We start from the raw sequence: 19,777 nt of genomic DNA, 5'->3' as shown, positions 1-19,777 counted from the left end.
GTGACAAATCCGATCGCAGAGATAAATCGATTGGTTGCACACTTTAAAGTTGAACAAGCAAGGATCTGTGCATCAAGTTCAAATTATACAGAGACAGAGGCAAGAATTGAATATATAGATCCTTTATTTGCTTGTCTTGGGTGGGATATGTCTAATAGTAGAGGTCTACCAAATAGTGTGAAGGATGTAATAAGAGAGGAATCACAGCTCACAGAGACCTCCTCGAAACGCCCTGACTATACTTTTCGAATTGGAGCTGTTCGTAAATTTTTTGTTGAGGCGAAAAAACCTTCTGTAGACATAAAAGTAAATAAGGACAGTGCGTTTCAAGTAAGAAGTTATGGATGGACAGCAGGATTATCCGTATCAATTCTAACTAACTTTAGAACTTTAAGAGTTTATGACACTCAGATAGCTCCAAAACAAGGTGATAATGCTGATGTAGGTTTGCTATTAGAAATTGAATTTGACGAACTTCCAGAACGGTTCGGAGAATTAGTAAGTATTTTTGGAAGAGAAGAAGTTGCTAAAGGAAGCATAGAAAGTAAGTATAGAAATGTGCGAAGTGGACATCTTCCAATTGGAACTTTATTTCTGGAAAAATTTAACTTTTGGAGAGTAAGAATAGCATCAGATCTTTATACCAGACATGAGAATCTTACTCTTGAAGAACTAAATGATATGACTCAAAAATTGATTAATAGATTGATTTTTATTCGTATGTGTGAGGATAGAGGAATTGAGGGGGAAGAGAGGCTAAGGAATGTAGCGACTACAAAAAGTCATGTAGTGTTGCAACAATTTTTCCATGAGATGGATGAAAAATATAATACAGGCTTATTTGATGTCTCTTTGGATCCAACGCCTGATTATTTGATGTTAGATTCCCAACTGTTTTTAGACATCGTTGAGGAGTTATACTTTCCACAGGCACCATATACTTTTAGTGTTTTAGACGCAGATTTTCTTGGACAAGTATATGAGCATTTTCTTGTTCAAAGACTTGTTATAGGAGGCGATAGGCAAGTAAGGTTAGAGAAGAAACCTGCATATGAGGATCGTGAAATTGTAACTACATCACAACCTATTGTGGATGAAATTGTAAAAAGAGCACTGTTAGGTCGTTTGTCTGATTTAGAAGCAAATATGAATATGAAATATGATGACCTATTGTCATTGAAAGTTGTTGATATTGCAGTTGGGTCAGGGCGTTTTCTTTTACGTTGTTTAGAAGAGTTGATAGATGCTGCCATAACATATTTTATTAAAGAAAATAATTATTCTATGCTGTATCAAAAAGCTACTAATGATTATAGATTATCTTTTGAAGCGAAGAAAAATATTTTAGTTAATTGCTTATACGGAATTGATATTGATTATAATGCTGTTGAGATAGCTCGATTTAGTCTATTAGTTAAATTATTAGAGGATGAGAATGAACATACCATCCCTAAAGGAAAAGGTATCCTTCCTAATCTAGATAAAAATATTATCTGGGGAAATTCGGTAGTAGGAACGAACTTTAAATCGAATAGTGAAGCTGTAATACAAATGACTAATCCAATGGACTGGACAAGTGTGGGATTACCAAATACTTTTGATTGTATAGTTGGAAATCCTCCATATGTAAAAACAGAAGAAATGAAGGTTAAAACAAAAGAAGAGTATGAATACTATAAAAAAGAATACTGCACTACTTTTCGACAATTTGACAAATACTTTGTTTTTCTTGAGAAGGCAATTCAAAAACTAGGTCCTAGTGGATTTATAGGAATGGTGCTTCCTAACAAGTGGATGACTATTGAATCAGGAGCAAAACTTAGAAAGTTGCTTGCAGAGCAAAAACTTGTTACGGAGATTGTAAACTTTGGAAATGAACTTTTATTTGATGATAAATCAACTTATGTATGTTTATTAATCTTAAGTAAAGAGAACTCAATAAAGGAAAAATTTTGGTTAAATGATGTACATAGTTATAATCACTGGTTAAGCAATCCCTCCAAAAAAGGAATGGAGCTACCATATGGATTATTAACTAGTGCTGGTGAGAGTTCTTGGATCTTGCCTGCAGATTCTATAGAAGCTAACATTTTATCTGCACTGTCTAAAAACTCTATAAAATTAAAAGAAATAGCTGACATTTCTAATGGTATACAGACAAGTGCGGAAGATGTATTCGCTATAGATCGATGGAGTAAAATTGATGGGTATATAACTTTTGAAAAACAAGGGATCAATTGGAGAATAGAAAGTGCAATAACTCGTCCTTATTTAATGGATTCAACTATGATAAAATCTTACAAAATAATACAACCAGATGCTTTAATAATATTTCCTTACGAGTATGGGGAGAATAATGAAGCGATATTAATTCCTCCACATAGATTACATAAAGATTTTCCTTTGACTTGGGAATATTTAAATTATTATAGGAACCGCTTGATGAAAAGATCTGTGTCTCCTGTGCCAGCAATGGATGAATTTTATAGATATGGAAGGCACCAAGCATTATATAGTGCATTTTCTAAGCCAAAGATAATTTATTCAGTTAATCAATTAGGGGATAAATATGGTTTTGATAACGATGGTGTAGGATTTGCGTCTGGTGGTACAGCAGGTGAAGTATCAATAAGTAATCCACGTAATGGTTACTCACTAGAGTTTATACTGGCTTTATTAAATCAACATGTTGTTGAATTCTTTATGAGAAAAAGAGGTAGTCCTTTTAGGGGAGGATATTATAGTAGAGGTTCAGCAGTTGTATCCGATTTACCTGTTCCTAAACTAGATTTTTCTAGAATAGATCATCAGTGTATTCATAATGAAATAATTAGATTGGTTAATCAACTTTTTATTGAAAAACAGAAACTAGTAGTAGCAGTGGGAAGAAATCGTGATGTAATAAATCGGAACATTAGAGCATTACAAGTTGAAGTAAAGATACAATTCGATAAATTATGGGATTTACAAGGGTATGATCAAAATTTGGTTCTACCTGGAACCTAAAATATTAAACTCATATTAAAATATAATTTTCTAACTAGTTCGTATTATCGAACTAGTTTTTTGTATGTTTGCAATTAATGGGGTAGATTACGGCTGATAAAGAGATAAAATAGAGGATTTAGTAAATTAATGTCGAAACATATGAAATATTCCATTGATTTTTTAATTAATTAGATTAGCTTGCTTACTGGTATTGTGTTGGAATTGGCCATAGTGAACTTTATCACATAATTAAATAGGATAGTAGGTGTAATTTATGAATTTTGAATCAATAGAAATATTAAATTTTAGAAATTTTGATCATATAAAAATAGATATCTCAAATAAAAATGTTTTTTTTGGGCTAAATGATGTTGGTAAAACAAATTTTTTATATGCTTTTCGTTTTTTATTTGATAAGGATGTTCGTAAGAACAATTTCTTAGATTCAGATTATCATAGCAAGAGAACTAGTACTCCTATTGAAATAACCATCACATTAGATATTAGTGATAGTAATTGTGTGGATAATCAAAAGTTAAGAGCACAATTAAAAGGAGCGATTCTTAGTTCACATGATAAAGTATTCATTAAACTTAAAGCTGTTTACGATCAAAATGAGTTGGTTGGAATTCCAGTGTTATACTGGGGTGGAGACATCAACAACCTCCAAGAAATGAAACAGAGAGGGTATTTATATGAAATAGATTATGTATTTAATCTAATTTATATAGATTCTTACGTAGATCTACATACACTATTTAAGAAGAATGTAAATTCGCTATTAAAAAATAAGAACCCTAATGATAAAAAAATACTTAACAATATATCTGAAACAGTTAATAGCCTTAACAATCAAATTTCATCTTTATCTGGAATAAAGCAGTTTGAAAAAAAGGTAACACCTGAATATCGAAAATTTAGAAACGATAAAGTTTCAGTTTCAGTTAAGTCTGAAATTGCCATTAAGGGGCTTTATTCTAATATAGTTCCATATATTAAGCAAGAGGACGACTCAAACTTATATCCTACTTCTGGAGAAGGACGTAAGAAACTTCTTTCCTATGCATTATTTGATTTATTGTCTGATGAAACAGGAGAACAAAAAATAAATATCTTTTTAGTTGAAGAACCAGAGAATCATTTGCATAAATCTATGCAGATTTCGTTATCAAATATACTGTTTGATAATGCAAAATATAAATATTTATTTGTTACTACCCATTCACCATTTGTTTTGTATGAGATGGATTCTGTAAATTTAGTTCGTATATATAATGACACAAAAATAAATAGTGCAAGTGTTTTTTATAGAGTTCCAAATGAATTTCAACAGAATAAAAAGTTACTTAATAAAAATATATCTGAGGCAATTTTTGCAGATAGAGTTCTTCTTGTTGAAGGTCCATCTGAGGTAATGCTTTTTGAAAAAGTGCTTTCAGTAATTAATCCATATTATGAAGCAGAAGGCGCATATATATTATCAGTTAGTGGAATTGGATTTGAGAAATACCTTAATGTTTTAAAACAGTTGATGATTACTTGTATTATTAAAACTGATAATGATCTAAAATCATCTAGAAATGGACAATATAGTGTTATCGGATTTTCGCGGTGTAACAGATATATTGGTGAGGAAATATTACCTACAAATAGGATAAATGATAATTCTGTTCAGGCAAAGAGATCACTTTATAGGACTAATATTAGTAAACTAAATAAGATTCGTAAAAATTATAAAATATTTCTTTCGAAATGTGACTTGGAGAATGATCTTGATGAAATAATGCATAACAAATTAGTTAAATATTTAGGAGTTAATGATGCAGTTGGTTTTTTGCAAAAGGCTAAACACAATAACATGGTAAAATTGATTGGAAAATTATCAAAAAGTGATTGTGAAAAGATTTATCGGCATTATAATTTTGCCTGCCTAAAGGAAGTGATTAGATGAAATTATCGCCTATACAGAAGTCAATTGTGTTTAAAAAAGGAAATTTAATAGTTAGAGCAAGTGCTGGGACAGGAAAAACTCATACTATGGTTTCCAAAATAATAAAAGAAATTGAAGAAAATAAAAGTCATAGGGTAATTGCAGCAATTACATTTACTATAAAGGCAGCACAAGAAATTAAGGATAGGATCTCTATAGACGTTTCAAGGCATTTTTTTGGAACCAATAACAGTTTTGCAATAGAGGAAATAATTAAACCATTTATGAAAGACGTTTATGGAATGGAATTTGATATTGATATGAGTACAGATTATTCAGTCAAAGTTGCAAATTTTTCTGAAGGGTTAGAAAAATTAAGAAATAATCTTATCTTATGTTCTTATAGAGACACCACAAAAAATTTTATATTTGAGCTTGCACTAAATGTCATTAGTAACTCTAAAGCATGTCAATTATTTATTAAGTCAAAATATTTCAAAATATATATAGATGAATATCAAGACTGCGATAAAGATATGCATAATTTTTTTATGTTTATTTGTAATAATCTACGAATTGAAACTTTTATAGTAGGAGACGAAAAACAATCAATTTATATTTGGAGAGGAGCATATCCGGATGCATTTAAAAGTATATGGGAAATGAATAATTTTGAGAAAATTTTCATGGGAGATAATTTTCGTTCTTGTCAACAAATTCAGAATTATTCTAATTTGTTATTTGAAGAAACAAGAGGTAGGTACTCACCAAATTCAGAACGAAAAAATATTATTTGGATAAATAGTAGTGAAGAAACGTGGTCAGCTGATATATTACCGTATCTTGATCATTCAAAAAAAATTGCTTTGTTAAGGTTTAGTAATGGTAATGCCCACAGAGGTGCAGAATTACTCTCTCAAAATGGAATTGATTGCGTATATATTCCAAAGCTGCCCATTGCAGATATTACAACTGAAGTTGCTTGGCTCTACACTGCTATAGCAAAATTTGTTATTTTTGAACGGTATTCTGTATATGATCTAATTTCCGAGATTCCCGTTGAAGGTGAAGATAATAATAGAAAAATATCTACTGTCAATAAGTATCTAAATGAGATAAAAAGAAATATAGGTGATTATGAATCTTTTAAACGTTCTGTTTATACTCTTGCAGAATATTTAAACTACTCAATAAATCATGATGTCCATCTAGAAAAACTTATACAGACTATTAGTGATACATCATTTCATGTTGCTTTTGAACCAGAAAAATATAACCATATTTCAATTACTTTTCATTCATCAAAAGGATTAGAGTTTGATCAAGTAATAATATTTGCGGAAGACTATAATTTACATAACATGGAGAGTATCTACAATCATTATGTTGCAGTAACAAGGGCTAAGTCAAAGTTAATTATAGTTAAGTTTGATAATAGAAATGCTAATTTATTTGAAAGAAATTTATCTGAAATCTTTGAGATTAGTAATTTAACTATAGAAGAAATAGTAGAAATTCATTGAAGTTTTTAATGAAACAAACATTCTGTTTATTAGTTTTTTAGAAGTGATTGTTCAAACCTTCGATGATGCCTAGTAGTAAAGCTGATTGGTTTTCAGGTTAAATAAAATAATATGAGTAAACTACATGAGAGGTGTAGCAATGACTAACGAAAATAAAAGGAACTTTAGATATTGATGAATTAGAAAGAAAATTGGAACTCGAAATTAGTGATCACAGTTGAATGCAAAGGTATACTCAGGGGTGTTTATTTTCAATGGGAACCTTCAAGTCCAGTAAGAGTAGCACGAATTCTGTAAATGCTAGTTAAAAATGTACAAATGAAGTGTGAACAATTTGTTTTCTAAAGTACAGGGGATTGTTCACACCTCCATATGCAATGACTAGCTTGGCAATAATCTCTACCGTATGATTGATTGACTAATCGTTACTTTTTACAATTTTATAAACAGCTCTACGACCATATTTTCCCATATCTTTGAATTGAATTCCAAGATCAGGATTGGCTACGATAAATTTATAAAAATTTTTTCCAAACACACCTGCAGGACCTCTCTCTATAGTCCATTCATCACCATAGACTTCAGGTAGCTCAAACTCATCACCAACTACAAAATTTCCTTTCTGAATTCTTTTTATAGCTTCCTGTGGGGTGAAGATGGTTTCGGTTTCAAAGATCTTATGTCTGATAAAGTCCTGGATATTCATTTGATTGCCTGTTGCCATATTTTTTAATTTCTCAAACTGCTGTTCGCTAAGTGTAAGTTTTACTACTGGCACAAGAAACCCTCCTAATCACATACATGTAAGATACCTTCTCTACAAATGATTTTATCATTCATGGTACCTACATGCAATAGTTGATGAAGAATTTATTGAAATAGCCATTGTTCCATGGACGGCATAATATAAGTGTATTGTATAATAAGTCCTACGGTTATCGTATGTGAGTGATCAATTAATAAGAGATAATTGATTTTAATATCGTTTGAAGGTTAAACTGTTTAATTTGGATTGTAAATATGGAAGCGAATAAAATGGGGAAAGCCATCAATTCATTTTAATTTAATTTTAGTGATTTATTATCAAACTAAGCATTTCTTACATCATTTTTGATATAATAATTATGTCCAGTATTAAGGTTTGGATAGATGGATAGACTTTATACATATACATGGAGTAGACAAAGAGGATAATTGATACGATAAAATATTCTCAAATAAGAAAAATACGTGCTTTATACAATGCAAAAGCATTCCTTGCAATTGAATGGTTGTATCCTAGTGTGTAGAAGAAGATGAATCATTTCTTAAACGTGAAAATGGTGAGATAACAGATGCTATATTTTATCTAGGACTATGGAAAAGGCCAGACATATATAGAGGTAATTTCACCCTAACAGCTTCAACAAACATTGCAATTTTAGTCGCCCAACAGTCGTCGAAACAACTAACACAACATAAAATAACCTAACACAATAAGACATCTTATTATGTAGATAAAATCCCTAGAGCCTTGATGTACAAAGGGAAATGACACTACATGAAACAAGATACAACAACCTAAAATAATGGAGACGAGAGTTCAAATCCCCTCGCCTCCACCAAAATACAGAAAATCTGTATCAGAACAAATGATTTTCTGCATTTTTGTGAGAGGCGAAGATTATACTTCGTCAAACGGTTAGGATGGATTCAACCTTCCAACCGTTTTTTCTTTTTATGACGATTTTTCTAAACATAGATTGTATGAGTTCTTTTTGTGTGTCCTCATTTAGATAATCCCAGTTCTCTTTAAGGTTAACTAACATTTGAATGAGTTCTTCATCTGGAATAACTTGTTGGTACAAATCTTCTTCATTAGCTTTAGCAATAATGTCATTAATCCGCATTTCTTCTTCTTCAATGAGTTGGGCATAGTCTGAAGATGATAAATTACCATCTCCTAATGCAATCATCCAATTTTTTCTCCGTCTATTTGAAATTTCTATCTCACGTTGCAAATCAATTTGCTCTTTTCGTTTTTGTTGACGCTCTTGTACAGTATGCCCAACTATCATGATGTGTTTGAACACTAATTGATTCAATTGATTTTCGGATATTGATGGGGCATAACAAGTTTTAGTACTTGCAGCAGTATGTAATCCGAAGGAAGAAGTACGAAGCATTATGCAAAGAATGTATAAAAGAATGTATAATATAAAATTAGATATATATGGTCATGATGATGTCGAACTGAAAGCTGTCAATGTACTTAAGCCTAAATCGATCACTAAGAACTTTAATAATAGAATTTTTACTGAAAGAGTAGTAGATGAGATATTAGTTAACACTACATATTTGAAAGTTTTTGCAATAGTAATGGAGCAAGTGACTATTCCCTTACAAGTAGAAAGAAAAAACTTTCCCCAATCACTATAGATTTTTACTTCAGTGAATTAACGGATATTAACAAAAAAATGTATTGTTACTTTCGATTCACAAGAAGAAGAAAATGATAAATTAATATCTGATAAAATGAAGAACTATTTATTTCGCTCAGAAGAAGGAAACAAATGTACATCAATTATTGAATCTGCTTTTTTTTGTTAGTTCTAAGGTAGAAGAGGGGATACAACTTGCTGATTTATGTGCAGGTATCATAAGAAAGTATTACGAGCTTAGCTTTGAAAAAGAAATAGTAGATCCATTTTCAGCATGGATAAATGAATTGTTTTTAAAAATTCAGAGACGAACTTGCTTACTACCTTCTCCCCATGATAATCAGCAGCTACATGGAATTTATAAAATTCCTCAAAGACTATTAATTATTCCATAGAGAAGTTGAAAAGAGTGACATTTTAACTCGTTTATGTATACTTAAAGTTAAGACTGGTGTTGTGGTTCTGTCCAGGAGCTGCCTCGTGCTGGTCTTATTTTTTTGCAGATGTGCTTTGAACAAGGATATTTTATCAATAGCTTAAATTTGGTGTAAATAAAGAACAGATCAAATTCTTGGATAAATATCGTGAACTATAGAAAATTGCACAAGAAGAAGTGCTTCAGTACATACAAAAGCGATTAATCGGCTTAAGAAAAGTGGATTAATCGCATTTTTTATAAAGATTAACGAAGCACAATATTAATAGTATCAACTTTTTGCTCGTATTATCCTTTCACTATCCGTATGAGGATGGTGTTTTTTTATATACTAAGTTTAAGGCACAAAGTATGTGGTATTAAAGTATGTGGTATTAATGGAGTGAGGTAGATGAGCCAAAGTCATTTTGATGATGGGGAGGAGCGAGTAATCACCGTACTGAATTTGGATGGGAAGGAACTAACGCCATGTTTGCCTCATCGTGCTTGGCGAGAAGTTGAACGGAATCGTGCTGTTTGGTTGAATGAACAGACCATTCAATTGCTTTACAATCCATTTTTATTTCGTAAATACCGAAAAGCTGCTTTGAAACGAGATCGCTATACTTGTTTATGGTGCGGTCAACCTGCTACGACAGTTGATCATATTATCCCCTCCAGTAAAGGTGGTTCAGATAAGCCGAAAAATCTACTTGCTTCATGCAGTGAATGTAATACAAAACGTGGTAATCGTCCTGCATTTTCATACTTTAAAGAAAATATGAATGCAGTTCCAAATCCAATTAAGCTTTGCTGGAGAATTTTTAGAGCGAAGTGCATGCATCGTCTTTGATTTAATGACCTATTCAGCTGTTGCAGAAGCTCATGGACTGCCTTACACTAATATTTACGATATACTAAACTAAGTGTAGTAATTAGCTTAATCACGCTTCACATGAAAATGATGATTTTTTAAAGGAGTGCTGGATGTGAACATATTAGTGCTTGGGGCTGGCTTAATGGGAGAGCCAATGGCTGGACATCTAATAAAAGCTGGCCATCAAATTTTTGTAGTGAAAAATCGTAATCCAGAACCTATCGCGCGCTTAGTAGCACTTGGAGCAGTGGAAGTAACTGATTTAGCAAAAACTGCTTCAGAGATGGATATTGTATTTAGTATGATGCCTAATTTACCGCAAATTGAGCAGCGACTGTTTGAAGACAAAATAGCAGACGCAATGCAAACAGGCAGCTTATTTCTAAATATGAGCACAGTATCCCCGATAGGAATTAAGCAAGTTGCTGCACGCTTAAAGGAAAAAGGAATTCATACCCTTGATGCACCAGTAAGCGGGGGGACTGCTCGGGCAATAGCTGGAACGCTAACGATTATGGCTAGCGGTGAACAGGAGATTTATGAGCAATATTATCCTGTGCTGCAAGCAATGGGGGAGCAAATATTTTATACAGGAGAAGTTGGTAACGGACAGGTTATTAAATTGTGTAACAATTTATTAGCTTCTATTATTATGACGGCTAATGCTGAAATATTATCGCTTGGAGTTAAATCAGGCGTAGATCCAGCGCTGTTGCGTGAAGTCGTGCTAGCTTCAACAGGCAGCAATCGCTTGTTACAAGATTGGATTCCTAAAACAATGTTAGAAAATAACTATGAACCCGGCTTTATGATGAAACTGATGCAAAAAGATGTTGGTTTAGCAATGGAGCAGGCGGGGATGACGAACTCTACTTTATGGTTGGGAAAACTAACACAGGATTTGTTCCAGCAAGTTACTTCTGATGAAAGTCTTCTAGAGAAGGATTATGCAGTGATTGCTAAGCTTTACGAACAGGTTAATCAAGTTTCAATTTCGCAAAAATAGGATAAACAAGTAACAGAAGGAGACTTATCTGTAAGTTCACCTCTATCTTGAAAAGCTAGACCGCAAAAGGTCTGGCTTTTTTTTGTTGTGCGTTTTTTATTAAATAAAGCATGAGTCAATTAGGTTTAGAGCAAATAATAAGCAAGAGAATTAATCAATTGTCAGGCGGTAAGAAACAGCGAGTATAATTAGCAGTAACAATTGGCTTATTTGCATTAATTGGCGCACAAGTTGGAGATATCAATGGTATACCTGCTTTTGATTATATGTTTCCTGGACTGTTTACCTTTATATTGTTGCAAATTGCAGGTTTTACAATTATGCAGCCGCTTATGGAAATTAAAAAAATGGCACAATGGCATTATTTGAATTAACCCCGTTGAAAAAAAAGAATTTATTTTAGCGATGCTCTTGCTAAGAATGCTCTCTAGCTTAGTACGGATAGTCATTTTTATCGGTTATATTATTAGGAATGTTTATGGTGTTTACTTTCGGTATTATGCTAAGCACTTTTTTTAATAGTGCTGAAACAGTAGGCGCATGGGGCGGATTTATTATTGTCTTCATTTATATGTTTAGCGGCTTTGGCGGCATGTTACCTAGTGTGAAAGGCTTTATAAAAACGATATCGCAATTTAATCCGTTCTCCTATTTAACCCAGGCTATTCAGAAATCAGTTTTTAACGATATTCCGATCACATTTCCGTTATATGTACATTTATTAATTATAAATGGATCAGGGTTATTATTTATTCTTGTTAGTATTAAAACATTTAAATGGAATTTAGAAGTGAAATAGAGCAGAAATAATGCTAATTCAAAACCCAGTCACAGGAGACTGGGTTATTTATTTTGCAGATGTAGAATTTGATTGATGCAGAATTTTAATAAGTTCATCGTATTGTGCAGGGGACAGTTGTTGCGACTTTTCAATTGCAAGAAGTGACTTCTCTATTTGCTCTAAACGCTGCAAAGTTTCCTGTTGAGCCTGCTCTGTTTTCTTTTGAGTTTTGTTAGAGTCTATAATAACTAAAATCGTAACACCAGCACTAAAGATTGTTAATCCTCTAGCAATTTGATTTAAGTCAACATGATTAATTGCGAATATACAATCAGCGACTCCTGCACCAATTAATAGACCGCTAATAATTAAAATTATTCCATTAAGATTCCATTTTTCTAAAAACGAAGTAGGCATGAAGTATTCTCCTTTGTGTTTAGATTGCTTTCTAACAGATGGAATCTATTATATCAAAATATGAGACTATGGTGTGTTAACCTTTATTTAAGTATTTTCCTTAGTCTATCAATTATGGTATAGTATTATCGTGAGGTTTTAGAAGATTATGGAATCAACTAAAAGAACAGTTAGAGCGGAGATTGGATTCTATAGCTAAGCGTACAGCAGTATAGCTTGATTCGCTAAAAGATAGTTATTTATTGGAAATAAAACAAATAATTCTGATAAAAATAGTTGACATTAAATGGGTCATTGATTATTATAGTCTCAGAACGAAATAACTCGCCGACTAGTAAACTAGAGGCTCTTTTTATCGCACAGTTATGATGCGATAAAAAGAGCCTCTTTTTGTTATTTTTAAGCTTGTTCCACCTATAGAGTAACAAAATTTTTTGTGTTTTATCCAAACTATTCCTATAAAAATACTTAAATTTATATTCAAGGAGGAATTTTCATGTCTTTACAATTTGCTTACTGGGCACCAAACGTTAGTGGGGGATTAGTTATATCAAACATTCCGCAAAAAACAGGTTGGTCATTTGAAGACAATAAGCGTTATGCACAAATTGCCGAGAACAGCGGTTTTGATTACGTATTATTGCAAACACGCTTTTTCGCGAGCTACGGAGCTGAAAAACAATTAGAGGCGGCAACGCTTGCATCAGCACTGGCTGCATCTACTTCAAAATTAAATATTATTACGGCAGTATTGCCAGGGCTTTGGCATCCAGCGGTAATGGCTAAAATTATTGCTACGATTGATCACATTAGTAACGGTCGTGCTGCAATCAATATCGTTAGTGGTTGGTTTAAAGGAGAGTTTAATGGCTATGGAGAGCCATGGTTAGAGCATGATGAGCGCTATCGTCGTTCAGAGGAGTTTATTGAAGTATTGCGTGGCATGTGGACAGAGGAGCAATTTACGTATCGCGGAGATTTCTATCGCGTGAATCAAGCACCATTAAAGCCAAAACCAATTAAACATCCAAAAATTTTCCAGGGAGGTAACTCGGCAGCAGCTAAGCAAATGGCAGGTCGTGTGTCGGATGTTTACTTTATGAATGGCGGTTCTTTAGAAACGATTAAGGCACAAATTGATGAAGTGAAGGCGCTTCGTGAAGCAAATGGAAAAGGACCGATTGAATTTGGTGTAAACGGCTTTGTTATTGTACGTGATACAGAGGAAGAAGCTAAGCAAGTGTTACGAGATATTGTAGAACAAGCGAATGAAGAAGCAGTTTTAGGATTTAAAGAGTCTGTAACTCAAGCTGGCAAGTCTTCGAAAGAAGGAAAAGGAATGTGGGCTGACTCTACTTACGAAGATTTAATCCAATACAACGATGGATTTAAAACTGGTTTGATCGGTACAGCAGAGCAAGTAGCGGATCGCATTATCGAATTAAAGAAAATTGGTGTGAACATCGTGTTAACCGGCTTCTTGCATTATGAAGAAGATTTGAAAGCATTTGGTGAAAAAGTTATTCCTCTAGTAAGAGAGAAAGAGGCACAATTGCAGCTTCAAAATGTGTAAGATGACATAACAGAAAGTGGTGTTGATATGGTACTACAAGCAAATGAAACACTAAATGAAATTGTTAAGCCTGGCAGCCAACAATTAAATGAGCTGTTGCAGCAAATTGCGGAAGATGCGGCAAAAAGACGTCAAGAAAATCCAGCAGCGCATCCTTATCATGCATTCGAATTAATTAAGAAAGCTCGTTTAGGTGCTTTGCGCTTGCCTGTTGAATTAGGCGGAGCGGGTGCATCAAATCAAGAAGTGTTTGATGTACTTATTCAATTAGCAGATGCAGATTCTGATGTCGCTCATAGCTTACGCTATCACTATTATGCAGTTGAGCAGCTTTTGCTAGATAAAGAGGATGCACGTAATCGACATTGGCTAAGTCTAGTTGCTAAAGGCGATTTAATAGGAAATGGCTTTACCGAGTTAAATAGTACAAATGCAGGGTTATTCCAATTTGAAACGAGACTTACTGCTGATGGCGATGGGTATCGCTTAAATGGAACGAAATACTTTAGCACAGGTACGCTATATGCAGAATGGGTAGAAATTTTGGCGTCGGATGTTAATGGCAAGACAGTTCGTGTACTGCTGCCAACGAATCGTGAGGGCGTTGAAGTGATTGATGACTGGGATGGCTTTGGTCAGACATTAACAGGCAGCGGTACAACTAAGCTAAACAACGTGTATGTTAATAAGTCAGAGGTTTTCGAAATTGCCGATAATGCTACGCCATTTAATGCACATCTTCAGTTATATTTACAGGCTGTTATTGCAGGCATACTACAAAGTGTAGTAAAGGATGCTGCACACTTAATTAAAACTAGAAAACGCACTTTTAGCTTTGCGGCGGCAGAAAAACCAGCGGAAGATCCGCAATTATTGCAAGTGGTTGGTGAGCTTTCAAGCCGAGCTTTCGCTGCAAAAACCATTGTTCTCGAAGCAGCGAAAGAATTAGATCGCGCAGTGCAATCAGCTAAAGATGGCATTATTGACTATAAAGCAAGTCACGAAGCATCACTTCGAGCAGCTCAAGCGAAAGTAGTCGTTGATAAGTTAGCTTTAGAAGCAGCAACGTTATTGTTTGAGGTTGGCGGTGCTTCAGCGACAAGAAAAGGCGCACAGCTTGATCGTCATTGGCGTAACATTCGCACGATCTCATCACATAACCCAACGGTGTATAAAGCACGTACAATTGGCGATTATGTTGTGAACGGCAATGAATTACCAATTGATCAAGTTTATTTCTAAAATCAATCGACGCATTTATTTAATAGATTTATATAGTTAGGAGTAATGCCAGTGAGTGTTCAAACGGAAACTAAAAATATATATTCAAGAGAATATATTGAAGAAATTCGTGAGCGTATTCGTCCAATTGTTGAAAATATCATTCAACCAAATGCAGAAACGATTGATAGAGAAGGGAAATTTCCTCGCGAAAACTTAGTTGCTTTAGCTAAGGAAGGCTGGAACTCCGTAACGCTAAGTGAAAAGTGGGGAGGATTAGATCTAGGCTACGTTGGTTTTGCAATTGCAGCCGAAGAAATCGGAAAAGTCGATGCTTCAACGGCACTTGTATATACAATGCATGTTGGTGCAGCCCAAGGAATTAATTTATACGGCAATGATGAGCAAAAAGAGCGTTGGCTAAAACCAATTCGCGATGGGCTAATTGGCACTTATTCAATTAGTGAAAAGGCAACGCGTGGGCATGTTTGGTTTAGCTTAAGCCAGGCTGAGCGTCAAGGTGAGGACTTTATTATTAACGCTGAAAAGTCGTTTACGACAAGCGGCGGTCAAGCGGATTTTTACCTATTGCAAACAAGAACACCGGACTCTGAGGATGTCACAAATCTTAGCTTTTTCATAGTCGATGGCAAAAGTGAAGGGATTACAGCGAAACCTTGGAAAGCACTAGGTGTTCGCGGTAATCATAGCGGTCCAATTCGCTATGAAAATGTAAGAGTTCCAAAGCGAGATTTGCTAGGTAAAGAAGGACTAGGTACTGAAATTATTTCCGATGGTATTTATCCAGTTTATTTATTAGGTCTTGGTTCAGCATGGCTAGGCGTTGCTCAAGGTGCGTTGCAGGCGGCAATTAACCATGTGAAAAATACAGTAAATAAAGGATTTAATAAACGGTTAGCTGACTTCCAAGTACTTCGGGCACGCTTGGCAGAGGTGCAAATTCAAGTGACTGCCTTAAAAGCTTGGCAAATCGATCTAGCGAGAAAACATGATGAGTTGTTAGCAAAAGGTGAATCATTGGGATTGCTAACAAGAGAGATTATTGAATTTAAGGTGCAAACTACTGAATTAGCAGATTTTGCAGCACGCGTTGCAATGGAGGTTGCAGGCGGTTATGGCTATGCTGAAGGGATATTTGAAAGATTATATCGTGATGCACGAGCAGGTATCCCAATGGCTCCTTCAAATCATATCGGTCGCGATCTAGTGGCTAAAGTTATCCTCGACTTGCCATTAGAAATGTGGGGAGAAGAAAAACAGGAGACATCGCAATAATCGTTTCTTTATTGAATAAAAGAAAATAACTACTGCTTCAACTTGAGCAGTAGTTATTAACGTTCATAGGTCGTAAATAATTATTAAATAACTCTTAGGAGGGCTTGTAAATGTCAAAAGTAGTCATTATTAATGGGGCAAATTCAAGTACATCACGTGTTGCAGGAGTTCAAAAATATATTGAACAGTTAGTAAATGATGTAACAACGATCAATGTTCATCAATTACCATCTGAGGATCTCATTACAGCAAATGTGAAAAGCGAAGCGATACTAGCAGCCAATGCTTTAGTGGAAAAAGCAGAGGTCGTTGTTGTATTAACTCCAGTTTATAAAGCAGCATATTCAGGAATTCTAAAAACTTATTTAGACCTTTTACCGCAAAAAGGTTTACAAAATAAATCGATTATTCCAATCGCAGTAGGCGGAACGCTTCATCATTTACTAGCGATTGACTATGCTTTAAAACCTGTGCTTATTGCACTAGGAGCAACACAACTTTTGCAAGGAGTATATATTTTAGATCAATATATTCAAAGATCAGGCACTGATTTCATTATTGAACAAGAGATTAAAGAGCGTATCGATCAACAGTTAAAGCAAGCTTTAGCAACTGTACCGGCTATTTAAACGGAGGAGGGAAGGCGGGTAAGATGACGATCACTTCACTCCCTGAAATTTCTACGCTAGTAGACGATTTAGTTGCAAGGTTTGCGGAAACAGCCAGCGAACGTGACAAACAAGGCGGGACAGCTAAGGAGCAGAGAGATCTAATACGAAAAAGTGGCTTGCTCGGTTTGTTTACAGCAAAAAAGTTAGGCGGTCATGGATGCAGCTGGCTAGAAGTTTTATCGATTACAAAAAAATTGGCGCAAGTGGATAGTTCACTTGCTCATTTATTTGGCTATCATTTTTTATGTTTAGCAACTGTAGATTTGTACGGAAACGAACAGCAATTTCAGCGATATGCGCAAAAAACAGCTAAAGAAAATCTATTCTGGGGTAATGCCTTTAATCCATTAGATCAGAAGGTAACTGCAACAAAAAGAGAATACGGCTGGGAAGTTAACGGAGTAAAAAGTTTTTGTTCTGGTGCGACTGATTCCGATTTACTGTTAATATCCGCTCATAAAGAAAATGAAGAAGGAACGCTAATTGCAGTAATCCCTACAAATAGAGAAGGAATAGCGATACAAGATGATTGGGACAGCTTTGGTCAACGTCAAACGGATAGCGGTAGTGTAGTATTTAATGGGGTTAAAGTTTTCACAGATGAAGTTTTAGCATTTCAAGTAGAGGAGCCGAACCACTTAAAACCTACTATTCGCACACATATTGCTCAATCTATTTTAAACCATGTGTTATTAGGCACAGCTGAAGGAGCTTTTATTGCCGCTAAAGAATATACAAAAAACTTTACTAGACCGTGGCTTACTGCAAATGTAACTGCAGCAACGGAAGATCCTTACTATATTTATCATTACGGTGAATTTTACGTGAAGCTTCAAGCTGCAGAGGCGCTTGCACAAATTGCCAATGAAAAATTGCAAAGTACATGGGAAGAACGGCATTCTTTAAGCTTGGAGCAACGCGGCGAATGCAGCATTGCTATTGCAACGGCTAAAGTTCAAATTGCACATACGGCTCTAGAAGTTACAAGCCGTATGTTTGAATTAATGGGTGCGCGGGCTACATCTGGCAAATTTAATTTTGATCGTTATTGGCGCAATGTTCGCACTCATACGTTACATGATCCAATCGACTATAAAATACGCGATATTGGTCAATATGCGTTAAATCATAAATATCCAGAAATTTCACCGTATTCATAAGGAGGAACAGATTGTGGAAATTTTTTGGTTTATACCGACAAATGGCGATGTTCGCTATTTAAATTCATATGAAGGAGCACGTCCTGCGACATTTGATTATGTTCGTCAAATTGCCCAAGCTGTGGATCAGCTAGGGTATAAAGGTGTGTTAATCCCTACAGGAAAAACATGCGAAGAAGGCTTTATTGTTGCCTCCAGCTTAATTGCAAGCACAAAAAATTTGAAGTATTTAGTAGCAGTTCGACCAGGTTTAATGTCGCCAAGTTATGCGGCTAGATTGTCCTCCACGCTGGATCGCTTCTCTGATGGACGCTTACTGATTAACGTCGTAGCGGGCGGTGATCCTGTTGAGCTAGCAGGAGAAGGATTCTTCCTAGATCATGATGAACGCTATAAACTAACGGATGAATTTTTAAGTATTTGGCGTGATCTATTTACTGAGGAGACTGTAAATTTTGATGGGAATTACTTAAAAATTGAAGGCGGTCAGCTGCCGTATGAAACGGTGCAAAAGCCTTATCCGCCACTATATTTTGGCGGCTCGTCAAACGTTGCGATGGAAGTAGCTGCAAAACATATTGATGTTTATTTAACATGGGGTGAGCCGCCAGCGCAAGTAGCGCAAAAAATCGCAAAAATGCGCGCTTTAGCGGAGGAACAAGGTCGTACGATTAAATTTGGTATTCGTCTGCATGTCATTGTGCGTCGTACAGAAGAAGAAGCTTGGAAGGCGGCAAATGAGCTTATTCAATATGTTGATGACGAAACGATAGCGCAAGCACTAAAAGTATTTAATCGTATGGATTCAGAAGGTCAACGTCTTATGACTCAATTGCATAAAGGAGATCGTTCAAAGCTGGAAATCAGTCCAAATCTATGGGCAGGTGTAGGGTTAGTCCGTACTGGCGCTGGCACAGCATTAGTAGGTGATCCTGATACCGTTGCAGCACGCATTCAAGAATATGCAGATTTAGGGATTGAGACATTTATTTTCTCAGGCTATCCTCATTTAGAAGAGGCTTATAATGTAGCTGAGCTATTATTCCCGAAATTACCGATAAACCAAGAGAAAAATGAAACGAATGAACGAGTATTTTTCAGTCCGTTTGGCGGTGATTTAAAGCCAGTTGCATCGTCAAAGTAAGTTGAAATATATCATTTTGCCAACCAGATGTGCTGGTTGGCTTTTTTATTCATAGCAAAATTTTGATTATGTATCGAGAAAATTATAATATAAATATACTAATTGGAAAAAGGCGACTCTCCAATAATGAATACTGAAAAATAGTTTTAGACGAAACCACCTTAAACCATTTGAGGTGGTTTTATGCTGCCTTTGACATTCCCGTTGTTAATGCATTTGCTTTTGGCATTAACATATATGAGTGACGGAATAGATAGATTTGCTATTAAGTGAAGGTGAAACTAGGATGCGCTTGAACTAAGTCAGGATAGGCAATTAGATGTATAATGTGATTATATATCTTATTAGAGAAAAT

At 34.9% G+C, this 19,777-nt stretch carries 16 protein-coding genes; 13 read left to right on the top strand and 3 right to left on the bottom strand.

What is annotated here, in order from left to right; all coding sequences use genetic code 11:
• The 3 genes from AC2TDL_RS07365 to AC2TDL_RS07355 all read left to right on the top strand — a co-directional run bounded on the left by AC2TDL_RS07365 (position 1) and on the right by AC2TDL_RS07355 (position 6,441).
• The gene (locus AC2TDL_RS07365; RefSeq protein ID WP_484699798.1) at positions 1-3,006 is read left to right on the top strand and encodes an Eco57I restriction-modification methylase domain-containing protein; all 3,006 of its coding nucleotides are present in this window, start codon (positions 1-3) and stop codon (positions 3,004-3,006) included.
• A gap of 256 nt (positions 3,007-3,262) precedes the next feature.
• Entirely contained in the window at positions 3,263-4,939 is a 1,677-nt protein-coding gene (locus AC2TDL_RS07360) for an ATP-dependent nuclease (RefSeq protein ID WP_484699796.1), read from the top strand.
• Positions 4,936-6,441 carry a UvrD-helicase domain-containing protein gene (locus AC2TDL_RS07355; RefSeq protein ID WP_484699794.1) on the top strand — a complete coding sequence of 502 codons (1,506 nt, stop codon included), beginning with the start codon at positions 4,936-4,938 and terminating at the stop codon, positions 6,439-6,441. The genes AC2TDL_RS07360 and AC2TDL_RS07355 overlap by 4 nt, the downstream gene beginning before the upstream one ends.
• A 418-nt stretch (positions 6,442-6,859) precedes the next feature.
• Here the strand turns inward: AC2TDL_RS07355 and AC2TDL_RS07350 are convergent, their stop codons facing one another.
• Together AC2TDL_RS07350 and AC2TDL_RS07345 are read right to left on the bottom strand one after the other, a co-directional pair.
• Positions 6,860-7,219 carry a hypothetical protein gene (locus tag AC2TDL_RS07350; protein WP_484699793.1) on the bottom strand — a complete coding sequence of 120 codons (360 nt, stop codon included), beginning with the start codon at positions 7,217-7,219 and terminating at the stop codon, positions 6,860-6,862.
• An 895-nt stretch (positions 7,220-8,114) separates the two neighbouring features.
• Positions 8,115-8,498 (bottom strand): hypothetical protein, encoded by a 384-nt coding sequence (locus AC2TDL_RS07345; RefSeq protein ID WP_484699791.1) that lies wholly within the window; start codon positions 8,496-8,498, stop codon positions 8,115-8,117.
• A gap of 509 nt (positions 8,499-9,007) precedes the next feature.
• Here AC2TDL_RS07345 and AC2TDL_RS07340 point away from each other — a divergent pair.
• The 4 genes from AC2TDL_RS07340 (at position 9,008) to AC2TDL_RS07325 (ending at position 11,958) form a co-directional block, all read left to right on the top strand.
• The gene (locus AC2TDL_RS07340; protein WP_484699789.1) at positions 9,008-9,256 is read left to right on the top strand and encodes a DUF3800 domain-containing protein; all 249 of its coding nucleotides are present in this window, start codon (positions 9,008-9,010) and stop codon (positions 9,254-9,256) included.
• A 432-nt stretch (positions 9,257-9,688) separates the two neighbouring features.
• Positions 9,689-10,129 (top strand): HNH endonuclease, encoded by a 441-nt coding sequence (locus tag AC2TDL_RS07335; RefSeq protein ID WP_484699787.1) that lies wholly within the window; start codon positions 9,689-9,691, stop codon positions 10,127-10,129.
• A 136-nt stretch (positions 10,130-10,265) separates the two neighbouring features.
• Complete coding sequence (locus AC2TDL_RS07330) at positions 10,266-11,159, top strand: NAD(P)-dependent oxidoreductase (protein WP_484699785.1); 894 nt, start codon at positions 10,266-10,268, stop codon at positions 11,157-11,159.
• A 460-nt stretch (positions 11,160-11,619) separates the two neighbouring features.
• Positions 11,620-11,958, top strand: coding sequence for an ABC transporter permease (locus AC2TDL_RS07325; protein WP_484701098.1), 339 nt, complete (start codon positions 11,620-11,622; stop codon positions 11,956-11,958).
• A gap of 48 nt (positions 11,959-12,006) precedes the next feature.
• Here the strand turns inward: AC2TDL_RS07325 and AC2TDL_RS07320 are convergent, their stop codons facing one another.
• A complete protein-coding gene (locus AC2TDL_RS07320) occupies positions 12,007-12,357 on the bottom strand; it encodes a hypothetical protein (RefSeq protein WP_484699783.1) in 351 nt (116 codons plus the stop codon).
• 496 nt (positions 12,358-12,853) lie between these two features.
• On the opposite strand from AC2TDL_RS07320, the gene sfnG reads away from it, so the two are divergent.
• The 6 genes from sfnG (at position 12,854) to ssuD (ending at position 19,422) form a co-directional block, all read left to right on the top strand.
• On the top strand, positions 12,854-13,930 hold the full coding sequence (sfnG, locus tag AC2TDL_RS07315) for a dimethylsulfone monooxygenase SfnG (RefSeq protein WP_484699781.1): 1,077 nt from the start codon (positions 12,854-12,856) through the stop codon (positions 13,928-13,930).
• Positions 13,931-13,957: 27 nt separating this feature from the next.
• Entirely contained in the window at positions 13,958-15,172 is a 1,215-nt protein-coding gene (locus AC2TDL_RS07310) for an acyl-CoA dehydrogenase family protein (RefSeq protein WP_484699779.1), read from the top strand.
• 51 nt (positions 15,173-15,223) lie between these two features.
• Positions 15,224-16,447: an acyl-CoA dehydrogenase family protein gene (locus AC2TDL_RS07305; RefSeq protein WP_484699776.1), complete on the top strand. Its 1,224-nt coding sequence runs from the start codon at positions 15,224-15,226 to the stop codon at positions 16,445-16,447.
• Between the two features lie 110 nt (positions 16,448-16,557).
• Positions 16,558-17,076, top strand: coding sequence for an NADPH-dependent FMN reductase (ssuE, locus tag AC2TDL_RS07300; RefSeq protein WP_484699773.1), 519 nt, complete (start codon positions 16,558-16,560; stop codon positions 17,074-17,076).
• Positions 17,077-17,099: 23 nt separating this feature from the next.
• Positions 17,100-18,278 carry an acyl-CoA dehydrogenase family protein gene (locus AC2TDL_RS07295; RefSeq protein WP_484699770.1) on the top strand — a complete coding sequence of 393 codons (1,179 nt, stop codon included), beginning with the start codon at positions 17,100-17,102 and terminating at the stop codon, positions 18,276-18,278.
• 13 nt (positions 18,279-18,291) lie between these two features.
• Positions 18,292-19,422, top strand: coding sequence for an FMNH2-dependent alkanesulfonate monooxygenase (ssuD, locus tag AC2TDL_RS07290; RefSeq protein WP_484699767.1), 1,131 nt, complete (start codon positions 18,292-18,294; stop codon positions 19,420-19,422).
• Positions 19,423-19,777 lie beyond the last annotated feature (355 nt).

Source organism: Paenibacillus sp. plas6, assembly GCF_057221655.1.
This window is presented reverse-complemented; position numbering and strand designations above follow the sequence as displayed.